The sequence below is a fragment of the uncultured Tessaracoccus sp. genome (assembly GCF_947255005.1).
Taxonomy (GTDB): Bacteria; Actinomycetota; Actinomycetes; order Propionibacteriales; family Propionibacteriaceae; genus Arachnia.
Window position 1 is genome coordinate 1 of record NZ_CAMYFI010000077.1, and the last position, 9,611, is coordinate 9,611.

At 66.3% G+C, this 9,611-nt stretch carries 10 protein-coding genes; 2 read left to right on the forward strand and 8 right to left on the reverse strand.

Annotation, left to right across the window (positions count from 1 at the left end; translation table 11 throughout):
* The 6 genes from Q0X61_RS11700 to Q0X61_RS11725 all read right to left on the reverse strand — a co-directional run.
* Positions 1-400, reverse strand: a 400-nt coding sequence (locus Q0X61_RS11700; protein ID WP_297742860.1) for a hypothetical protein, incomplete at its 3' end; no start/stop codon positions are given.
* Complete coding sequence (locus tag Q0X61_RS11705; RefSeq protein ID WP_297742861.1) at positions 397-1,581, reverse strand: DUF58 domain-containing protein; 1,185 nt, start codon at positions 1,579-1,581, stop codon at positions 397-399. The genes Q0X61_RS11700 and Q0X61_RS11705, both read right to left, overlap by 4 nt.
* Positions 1,582-1,643: 62 nt before the next feature.
* Positions 1,644-2,603 (reverse strand): MoxR family ATPase, encoded by a 960-nt coding sequence (locus tag Q0X61_RS11710; RefSeq protein ID WP_297742863.1) that lies wholly within the window; start codon positions 2,601-2,603, stop codon positions 1,644-1,646.
* Positions 2,600-3,100, reverse strand: coding sequence for a hypothetical protein (locus Q0X61_RS11715; RefSeq protein WP_297742865.1), 501 nt, complete (start codon positions 3,098-3,100; stop codon positions 2,600-2,602). The genes Q0X61_RS11710 and Q0X61_RS11715 overlap by 4 nt, the downstream gene beginning before the upstream one ends.
* Entirely contained in the window at positions 3,097-3,789 is a 693-nt protein-coding gene (locus Q0X61_RS11720) for a DUF4129 domain-containing protein (protein WP_297742867.1), read from the reverse strand. The genes Q0X61_RS11715 and Q0X61_RS11720 overlap by 4 nt, the downstream gene beginning before the upstream one ends.
* Positions 3,790-3,839: 50 nt before the next feature.
* Entirely contained in the window at positions 3,840-4,256 is a 417-nt protein-coding gene (locus tag Q0X61_RS11725; protein ID WP_297742869.1) for a thioesterase family protein, read from the reverse strand.
* 274 nt (positions 4,257-4,530) lie between these two features.
* Here Q0X61_RS11725 and Q0X61_RS11730 point away from each other — a divergent pair, with 274 nt between their 5' ends.
* Both Q0X61_RS11730 and Q0X61_RS11735 read left to right on the forward strand, forming a co-directional pair.
* Positions 4,531-6,402, forward strand: coding sequence for a phosphoenolpyruvate carboxykinase (GTP) (locus tag Q0X61_RS11730; protein ID WP_297742871.1), 1,872 nt, complete (start codon positions 4,531-4,533; stop codon positions 6,400-6,402).
* 136 nt (positions 6,403-6,538) lie between these two features.
* Positions 6,539-7,501 carry an L-lactate dehydrogenase gene (locus tag Q0X61_RS11735; protein ID WP_297742872.1) on the forward strand — a complete coding sequence of 321 codons (963 nt, stop codon included), beginning with the start codon at positions 6,539-6,541 and terminating at the stop codon, positions 7,499-7,501.
* Between the two features lie 70 nt (positions 7,502-7,571).
* Here the strand turns inward: Q0X61_RS11735 and Q0X61_RS11740 are convergent, their stop codons facing one another.
* Together Q0X61_RS11740 and zupT are read right to left on the reverse strand one after the other, a co-directional pair.
* Complete coding sequence (locus Q0X61_RS11740; RefSeq protein WP_297742874.1) at positions 7,572-8,603, reverse strand: VWA domain-containing protein; 1,032 nt, start codon at positions 8,601-8,603, stop codon at positions 7,572-7,574.
* A gap of 156 nt (positions 8,604-8,759) precedes the next feature.
* Entirely contained in the window at positions 8,760-9,551 is a 792-nt protein-coding gene (zupT, locus tag Q0X61_RS11745; protein ID WP_297742875.1) for a zinc transporter ZupT, read from the reverse strand.
* Positions 9,552-9,611 lie beyond the last annotated feature (60 nt).

Here is a 9,611-nt window from a genome sequence, read left to right on the forward strand (position 1 = left end):
GGTATATACCCAAGCCACGCAGCCATTGCCGCCAGGCGCTGCGCTCCACCCCCACCCAGGGCGGGGCAGCAGTCGCATAGGCCAAACCCAGATGGTGCACCGCGAGCAGCAGTGCAACCACCCCAGCCTGCCACAGCGGCGCCTCAGCACCGGCAACGAGCCACCACAGCATCACGAGCGCGACGAATGCCCCGCCCGCCTTCGACTCCGGCCGAACTGTGAGCCACAGCGCCGCCACCGCGCACGCCGCCGACAGATACGGCGCGAGCACGAACGACGCCCATATATTGGCCGCGACGAGCACCCCTGTTGCCGCTGACAGCACCACCACGCGCAGCAGCCACTGCGGCCCGCTGGTGATCTGCGCCACGTACACCCAGTCAGCGCCGCGTTCGATCATCGTCGCCTCCTCGGCGCCTGTCGCGCCGCCTCCATTGCTTGCAGCACCGCCGCCAATGTGCCGGGGCCCTCCCAGGTCACCACGGGAATGCCCACTGCTTCGAGCCGCTCGACGAGATGCTCGCGCTGCATCCGTCGTAGCGCCCAGGCCTCGGCAAGGAACGAGTCGGCGCGGAAGGCGTCGAAGTTCGTGCCCACGTCCGGAGGCAAGGTGTCGATCACCACCACCTCACCGCCGACGCTGCGCAGCCGTACCACCTCGTCGATCACGTCGGCTCCCATGAGGGGCGAACATACGAACACCAGCGTGCCAGTGGGAAGAGAGCGTACCCGTCGCACCCGATCGTCGCCCTGCCCCGTTGAGCGGGCTCGCGCCAGTGTGCTGATGACGGTGCGGAGCTGCCGGTTGCCGGTGCCAGGCCGCACGGAGCCGATGCGCGCACCCAGATCATGTACGGCAACGCGGTCGCCGAACGCACAGTAATGCCTTGTCACACCAGTGATCGCGCGCACCAGTGCGTCGAGTGTGCTGCTCCCTTCCACGACGCCCACATCGAGAGCGCTGTCGGCCACGATGAGCACGTCGGTGTCCCGTTCGGTGAACATCTGGTTGACGTACACGCCTGGGAGTCGAGAGGTGACGCGCCAGTTGACGCGACGGAGCCTGTCGCCGGTGGTGAACTCGCGGACGTCGGAGAGCTCGGTGCCCTCGCCTCGCGCCCGCGAGCGGTGAAGGCCGCTCATACCGATGGGGCGCTGCACCCCGGACCCACCCACGATGCGCTCCGACTGCGGGCGCACCGTGAGCCGCAACTGCTGTCTCGCGCCCACAGCCTGCCACGCGCCGAGCGCGTCGGTGAGGAGCACCGGCCCCACGTCGACGAGGTACCTCCCCCAGCGTTGCGGCTGCACGTCGACGGTGGCTCGCTCACCGCACGCCACCGTCGCTCCCATCGAAGGCGTGGTGCCGAGCCCTGGCTGACCTTCCACCTGCATGGCGACGAAACCGCGCCAGCGAGGCGCGGTGATCCGGTAGGTGAGGGCGTCACCTTCATCCAGTTGGGTGTGATGGATGCTGGGTGTCACTTCCGGCACCGATTCCGGGCGCGACACCGCCGCCCACAAGGCATAGAGCAGGAAGGGCAAGCCGAGCAGCAGCACGTCGACACGCCCGATGAGCACGCCTGCCAACAAAGCGCCGGCCCCCGAGAGCCAGGCTCGTGTGTGTGCGGCTGTGGGCTGTATCACTGTTCGGCATCCGGGACGGGCACGCTGTCCAACGCCTGGTGCACCACGACATCGGGCGTCACGTCGGTGAGCCACAACTCGGGTTTCAACGTGATGCGGTGCGCCAGCGCCGGGATGGCGAGGCGCTTGATGTCGTCGGGGGTGACGAAGTCCCGGCCTGCGATGAGCGCCACCGCCCGCGCCACCAGCACCAGCGCCAGCGAGCCTCGCGGCGACGCACCCACGAGCGTGTGCTGATGCACGCGGGTGGCGCGCACCACGTCGACGGCATAGCGCCCCACCGGCTCCGACACATGCACCTCCTCGACGGCTGCCTGCGCGGCAAGCAACTCGTCAGCGGTACACACGGAGGCAACGCTGGCGCCCTCACGGCGACGGCTGATCCGTCGAGCCAGCACCTCCCACTCCCCGTCCGCGCTCAGGTACCCGAAACTCAGGCGGAGCAGGAAGCGGTCGAGCTGAGCCTCAGGCAGCGGGTAGGTGCCCTCGTGTTCGACGGGGTTTGCTGTAGCCAGCACGTGGAACGGCACCGGCAGCTGGAAGGTCTGACCCTCGACGGTGACTTGGCGTTCCTGCATCGCTTCAAGGAGCGCCGATTGGGTTTTTGGCGGCGTGCGGTTGATCTCGTCGGCCAAGAGGAGCCCGGCAAAGATGGGACCTTCGCGAAACTCGAAACTGCTCGTCGTTTGCTGGTACACGAAGGAACCGGTGAGGTCGGCGGGGAGCAGGTCGGGCGTGAACTGGGCGCGGGCGAAGTCGAGCCCCAACGCCTGCGCGAGTGAGCGCGCTGCCAGCGTTTTCCCTAACCCGGGTAGGTCTTCCAGGAGCACGTGGCCGCCTGCGAGGATGCCCGCGAGCACGAGCGAGAGCTCGCTACGTTTACCCACCACCACGCTGTCGACGGCGTCGAGCACTCGATGGGCGATGCTGGCAGCGTCGGAAATGCTGAGCGTCATAGTTGCTGGATCTCCTTTACATAGGCTCGCATAGTGCGACGGTTGAGTGGCGGCGCAGGGGACGTGCGGAGGTAAGTGCCCAATGCCCGGCTGATGTGGGGCAGCGCCTCCTCGATACCCGCTTCAGGGGGCAGCGTGCCCGCACGACGAAGCCTCCCGTAGGTCAGTTCAGCGAGGGTCTGCTGGAGCTTCTCATGGGTGAAGGCGCGGCCAGGTTGGGCGTCGCGGAGGAGGGCTGCGGTGCGGCGCGTGGTCAGGTCGGTGTTACTCGGCGAGGGTGGCGACGGCGGCGACGGTACCGGCCACGCCGCGTCGGGCGAGGCCAGGTGATGGGTGACGACGAGCCACAGCGCGAGACCCGCCACGAGGCCCAGCCCCAGCAGTGGCCACGGGTGCACTTTGTAACCGGCCAGCCCGGCCACCACGACGACCCCTACCGCGACCGGCAGGCCAATACCCACTTGACGAGGCAGTTCTTTCCACTGCTGCGCGATCATACTCGTGCCTCCATCGAGTCTCGAAGCCGTTCCAGGCAGGCCACAGCCGTGGCCCTCGCATCGTCGCCAGGAACGCGACCGGAATACCACGCCTGTGTGTAGAGCCCGCCCAGCTCACGCAGGGCCGCTTCGTCGACGCTCGTGCCCGCGAGCACCTGGAGGATGAATTCCTCCGACGTGTCCGTGGCCCGACGCGCCACACCCGCACGGGCCGCAGCGGCCTCCAGCTTGCGCCAGCACTCCACCACGGCATCTTCTACCGCGACACCGGAGCGCAGTCGGGCGAGGGTATCGTCGAACTGCTCTGCAAGCTCCCCCTCGCGCACCTCTGGCACCTCGATTCCCTCCTGGCCGGGGTCACCGCGTCGAAACGACATGCGCCGCAGCCGCCGGGCTAACCACACCGCGAGGCTTGCGGTCACCGTCGCTGCCGCCAACCACAACAGCGCGGTGAGCAACTCGGACAGCCACGTCGGAGAGTCGGGCGGCTCCCCCTCCCCAATGTCGGGAGGAACTTCGCTGGGGGTGGCGGTGGTCATGGGTATCGACGGCGGCGCCATGCTGACCGGAGCGCGTGGCTGATCTTCAATGAGCGGGCCCAGCCCACTCGTCGCTCCTAATGCGGCGAGCACGAGCACCACGGCGCCCACCACGACGGCAAGCCACGGGCGACGGTGCAGGTCGAGCATGGGCAGAGCCTACCCCGCACCCCTGACCAAACTCCGCGCTCCGGCGAGGCCTATCGTCGTTTATCCAGGCTGGCTTCGAAACGGGCCACATCGATCACGGCGCGCTCATGCGTGCCGCGGCAGATCAAGCCCTTGTCATCAATGGCTTCCACGGCGAACGTGAGCCTCCCGCGCTCCGTCACGTCGGTGAGCTCCGCCTTGAAATGCACCGGCTGACCGATGGGCGTTGCCCCTTCGTGGCTCAGGTTGACGTGCACGCCGACGGTTTTCTCCCCCTCGCGGAGGTGGCCGTCGAGCGCCTGCATGCACGTCCATTCAATGAGCGCCACCATGTACCCGGTGGCGAGCACCTCCGGCATCTCACAGAAATGGGGCGCCTCGGGCAGAAGGTGGGGGACCGTGCGCTCAACCGGGACCTCGTAGTCCATGGTGGCGGTGAGCCCGGGGCGGAGGGTGTCTTGCATCATGGCTCCCAAGCTGGGGGGCGGTTGGAAGGCTCACGTTACCTGCTCGACCTAACCCAATATCCACATCCGTTTCAAAAATCAGGCCATTTTGGCCCTTCTGGGCAAACGCGTGTGGATATTGGGTTAGGTCGCGCCGTTACCCCCAGGCGACGGGTGCCGGGCAAACCACCAAAGTTGTCAGGACGAACGCTATAGCACAGGCCAAATTGGCCGAACTCGCTGGGGTCGCGTTATGGTGAAGGCATACCCGCACGCTGCGCCCCAAAGGAGTGGAATGAACGCGCTGCTCGCGTCAACTGACGCCTTGTCCAACCTGCCCATTTCCGGCCGCATCCCCAACCATCCCGGCATCATCAGCTGGGTGGACGAGGTGGCCCAACTCACCAAACCCACCGACGTCTACTTCTGCGACGGATCCGACGAGGAGTATCAGCGTCTCGCCGACGCCCTCATCGCATCCGGCACCGCCAGACGTCTCGACGATTCCAAGAAACCGAACTCCCTCTACTGCGTGTCCGACCCCGACGACGTCGCCCGCGTGGAAGACCAAACCTTCATCTGCTCCGTCGACGAGAACGACGCCGGGCCCACCAACAACTGGATGGACCCGAAGCAGATGAAACAGATCATGACACCCCTCTACGAGGGCTGCATGGCGGGCCGCACGATGTACGTGATCCCGTTTTGCATGGGCCACGTCGACGCCGAAGACCCGAAGTTCGGCATCGAAATCACCGACTCCGCCTACGTCGTCGTCTCCATGAAGATCATGACCCGCATGGGCGAAGAGCCGCTCAAAGTCATGGAAGAGCAGGAGGCGAGCTTCGTGCACGCCCTGCACTCCGTCGGTATGCCCCTGGCTGACGGCGCCCGCGACGTGCCCTGGCCGTGCAACGACACGAAGTACATCAGCCACTTCCCCGAAGAGCGCACCATCTGGAGCTACGGCTCCGGCTACGGCGGCAACGCGCTGCTGGGCAAGAAGTGTTACGCGCTGCGCATCGCCTCAGCGATGGGGCGCGACGAGGGCTGGCTGGCCGAACACATGCTCCTGGTGAAACTCACGTCTCCCGAGGGCAAGGCCTACCACATCGCGGCAGCCTTCCCGTCGGCGTGCGGCAAGACGAACCTCGCCATGCTGAACCCGACGCTGCCCGGCTGGAAGGCGGAAACGCTCGGCGACGACATCGTCTGGATGCGCCTCGGCGACGATGGCCGGCTCTGGGCAGTCAACCCCGAGGATGGCATGTTCGGGGTCGCCCCCGGCACCGGCGAGAGCACCAACCCGAACGCCATGGCCGCCATCAACGCCGGCAACTCCATCTTCACCAACGTGGCGCTCACCGACGACGGCGACGTGTGGTGGGAAGGCATGACCGACGAAGCACCCGCCCACCTCACCGACTGGAAGGGCCGCTCCTGGAGCCGCGAACGCGGCCCCGAGGGAGGCCGCCCCGATGAGAAGGCCGCGCACCCCAACAGCCGGTTCTGCACTCCTATCCGCCAGATCCCCACGCTGGCAGCGGAATACGACGATCCGCGCGGGGTTCCCGTCGACGCCATCATCTTCGGCGGCAGACGCGAGAACACCATCCCGCTGGTGGCGCAGTCGCGCAGCTGGGAGCACGGCGTGTTCATGGGCGCCACGTGCTCGTCGGAGACGACGGCGGCTGCGAAGGGCGCGGTGGGCGTGCTGCGTCGCGACCCCATGGCGATGCTTCCCTTCATCGGCTACCACGTGGGCGATTACTTCCAGCACTGGCTGAACATGGGCGCCAAGACCGACCCCCGGAAGTTGCCGAAGATCTTCTACGTCAACTGGTTCCGTCGCGACGCCGAAGGGCACTTCATGTGGCCTGGCTTCGGCGAAAACTGCCGGGCGTTGAAGTGGATGGTGGATCGAATCGAAGGCAAGGTGGACGCCCTCGACACCCCCGCCGGCCTGCTCCCGAAACCCGAGGACATCGACGTCGACGGCCTGGACATCGACCGCGACGTGCTGGCCGAGGTGGTGGGCTTCCAGCCGCAGGAATGGAAGGACGAGCTGCCTCGCATCCGTCGCTGGCTGCGTTCGCTCGGCAGAAAGGTGCCGCAGGAGCTCAACGACGAGCTGTGGCACATGGCGATGCTACTCATCGACGCCTGACGCCCACCGTCGCCACTTTCGATTCGGCCCCTGCACGGTACACCCGCGCGGGGGCCGAAACGCGTCATGGTGTCGAACAGCTTGAGGGCGACGTCGGGCCCCGACACTCCCTTGGCCCGTGTGGTTTGATGGGAGCGTGAATACCATTCAGCGTGAAGGCGCCAAGATCTCCATCATCGGCGCGGGGGCCGTCGGTTCGTCGCTCGCGTATGCGGCCCTGATGCAGGGCACCGCGCGTCACATCGTGCTCCAGGACATCAACGAAGCGAAGGTCCGCGCCGAGGCACTCGACCTCGCGCACGGCTCGCAGTTCTTCCCCGAAGCCGTGATTCAGGGCTCGCCAGACCCGGCGGCCACGGAAGGCTCGGACATCGTCGTAGTCACCGCCGGCGCGAAACAGAAGCCGGGCCAGACCCGCCTAGACCTCGCAGCGACGACGGTACGGCTCATGCAGCAGGTGATTCCGCCGCTCATCGAGCGCTCCCCCGACGCGATCTTCCTCATGGTCACCAACCCCGTGGATGTCACCACACACGCGGCCCTCAAGATCAGCGGGCTCCCTCCCGAGCGCGTCTTCGGCTCCGGCACCGTCCTCGACACGGCGCGGCTTCGTCAGCTCCTCGCGCAGGAGACCAACATCGCAGTCAACAACATCCACGCCTACGTCTGCGGCGAGCACGGAGATTCAGAAATCCCGTTGTGGAGCATGGCCACCATCGGCGGCGTCCCGATCGCCGAATGGGAGCAGGGCGTGAGCCATCTCGACGCAGAGAAGCGCGCGGAGATCGCCCACCGCGTCGTGCGCGCAGCCTATGAAGTGATCGAAGGCAAGGGCGCCACCAACTACGCCATCGGCTTGGCCGCCACCCGCATCTTGTCAGCGATTCTGCGCGACGAGCACTCCGTCCTGCCCGTCTCCCGGGAGCTCGACGACTGGCATGGCATCAGCGGCATCTGCATGTCGGTGCCGACGGTGGTCTCCCGCTCCGGCGCCGGTCGGCAGCTCGAGCTCCCCGTCTCCGACGACGAACTCGCCGCTCTGCGCTCCAGCGCGGAAGCAATCCGCACCGTGCAGGAACGTCTGGAGCACGAGCTCTGATCTGAACACGAACAGCAACACGGCCCCGGAAGAGCGAGATGCTCTCCGGGGCCGTGTGCGTCAGCGCTGGTCAGCAGCCGGTGTTGGGCAGACCTGGCTTCTCCGGCTCGGGTGCCGGGGTGGGCGACGGAGTCTCGGTCGGCTCCGGCGAGGCGGTGTCGCCTGCTTCACCGATGGTGAAGGTCACGACGTTGGTGGCCGTGGCGCCGCCCTGGGCCGTGGCTTTGGCGGTGACGGTGTACTTACCGGCCGGGAGGTTCTTCAGAACACCCAGCTTCCAGTCCTCGATGATCGCGACGCCAACCTCGTCGGAGAGATCAGCTTCCTTCACCACCTCACCCTTGTCGTTGGTGACGGTGACCTTGAGGGTCTCGACGGTGGGCTTGGTCTCGCCAGGCAGCTGTGCAACAAGCTTGGAGGGATCCGCGGCGTAGATGCATTCGTTGGCCTGCAGCGCGTCCTCCTTGCACTGTTCCGAAGCCTCGGTGGTGTGAATCGAGCGCACATCGATGCCCGCGTCCTTGGCCTTCTTGACCTCAGCGTCGAGATCCGCCTGCCGCCCGTTGCACATGCCGTCGGTCAGGAAGTAGATGCGCTTGTGGCCCTTCACGCCGTCCAGCAGACGGTTAGCTTCGGCCATGCCGGTCTCGCAGTCAGTGCCCCATGCGGAGACACCAGCCGAGCTGTGATCGTAGGAGAGCCACTCGTCAACGTCCTGCAGGTTGTTGGAGAGCCCGAACCCCTTGGCTTCATCACTGAAGTAGACGACGCCCATCTGGACCGCGTTGGAATCACCACGCAGCGACTTGAGCAGCGCCTTGCCGCCGTCTTGTTCCCACTCGAACACCGACTTGTCGTTGACCCGCGTGAGCGTCGACCCCGAGGCGTCGACGACGAACACCACGCTGGCTTTCGCGGTCGAGTCGGCGCCAGCACCCACCTTGCCGGCAACGGGGACATCCGCGCCGACCGGGTAGACGGACTGGTCGGCCGGCTGCTGGATCTCGACGAACAGATCCGTGTTATCTGCGGAGGCAATCCCCGCCCCGGCCGTCGCCAGGAGTGCAGCAGCAGATAGGGCTGCGAACGCACGCTTGCTCATGTACTTCTCCCATGTGACAGTTCTTCGAGGATGCCTCTGCACCCCTCTCGCGCAGTGAGTATACATGCCGAGGGATCTTCCTGCGTGGGGTCGATGCCGCCCACCAGACGTAGTCAGCACGGAAATGCCCACCGCTGAGGTACCCGGGCAGGTGCTTCAAAGGAAGAGGGCAAGCGAGACCGCCATCACGGCCATCCCGGCGATCACGCCGTACATGGCCCAATGGTGTTCTCCGTACTCCTCGGCGGTGGGGAGGAGCTCGTCGATCGAGATGAACACCATGATCCCCGCAATGCCTGCGAACACGAGCCCGAGCAGCGCGTCGGAGATGTAGGGCTTCAGCAACAGGTACCCGACGACTGCCCCCAGCGGCTCCGCGAACCCCGAGAGCGTGGCCCACCAGAACCCCTTGAGCCGTGAGCCGGTGGCGTGCCGCAACGGCACAGCGACGGCGAGTCCTTCCGGGATGTTGTGGATGGCGATTGCCAGCGCGACGGCGATGCCCACTTGCGGTTCCTGGAGGGCGGCGATGAACGTCGCGAAACCCTCAGGGAAATTGTGAATCGCGAGCGCGACCGCGGTGAGCACGCCGGTGTGCATGAGCGCGCGGGAGCGCGCCTGGTCGGTCACCGTGCTGGGCTCGTGCGGGTTGATCGCGGCGGGCACGAGGCGGTCGATGACGCCGATGAGCGCGATGCCACTGAAGAACGCCCCGACTGCGGCCCAGTTGCCAGGCGTCGCGCCCCACGCAGCAACGAGATTGTCTCGCCCCTGAGGAAGGATCTCCACGAGCGAGACGTAGATCATCACACCTGCGGAGAAACCGAGGCCGAGGGCGAGCAGCCACGTCGATTTCGCTTTGCCAAGGACCCCGATCACGCCGCCGATTGACGTCGATAAACCTGCGAGCATCGTGAGCCCCAGCGCGTACCAAAACATTGGGTCCATGCACCTGAGTCTATCTGGCAGTTCCGGTGCGTGCCTCGCAGCCTCGTGGCAGGCTGGGAT